This is a genomic window from Sphingomonas sp. LH128 (assembly GCF_000293195.2).
GTDB classification, from domain to species: domain Bacteria; phylum Pseudomonadota; class Alphaproteobacteria; order Sphingomonadales; family Sphingomonadaceae; genus Novosphingobium; species Novosphingobium resinovorum_A.
Map to the genome: position 1 here is coordinate 1 of NZ_ALVC01000552.1, position 461 is coordinate 461.

2 protein-coding genes are annotated in these 461 nt (G+C 69.2%); both read left to right on the plus strand.

The genetic code is table 11. From position 1 onward, the window contains the following. Positions 1-192: histidine phosphatase family protein (locus tag LH128_RS30175; protein WP_202196510.1), on the plus strand; the 192-nt coding region annotated here is incomplete at its 5' end. Between the two features lie 151 nt (positions 193-343). Beyond that, positions 344-461 (plus strand): adenosylcobinamide-GDP ribazoletransferase (locus LH128_RS33960; RefSeq protein WP_008833492.1); only part of this gene is annotated, 118 nt, incomplete at its 3' end.

A 461-nucleotide genomic window follows, 5' to 3' on the forward strand; every position in this document is an offset into this window, starting at 1 on the left:
GTGGAGCAGGCGCTGGCGGGGATCACGGTGCCGAGCCTCGTACTGACTCACGGCGGCGCGATGCGCGCGGCGCTGGCGGTACTGTTCCACATGGAGCAGCCGCAAGTCTGGGCCTTCGACCTGCCTTATGCGAGCGTGCTGAGCCTGCGCCTCTGGCCTGGCGAAGGCGCGCAGATCGTGGAGTTGTCGTAATGGCCTGCCTACGTCCTCGTCGTCCCGGACTTGCTCCGGGACCGCTGGCCGTGAACAACCCACCGGGCTGCAGGCGCCCTGCCGAGCGCGCGCGCCTAAAGACAGCCACCGGTCCCGGATCAAGTCCGGGACGACGGGAGTGTGCGCCTTCATGAAGCACCTCGTCCTCGCCCTGCAGTTCCTCACCCGCCTGCCGCTCCCCGCCGTTCAGGCTGACGCGCAGGATTTCGCCAAAGCCATGCGCTGGTTCCCGGTCGCCGGGCTGGCGG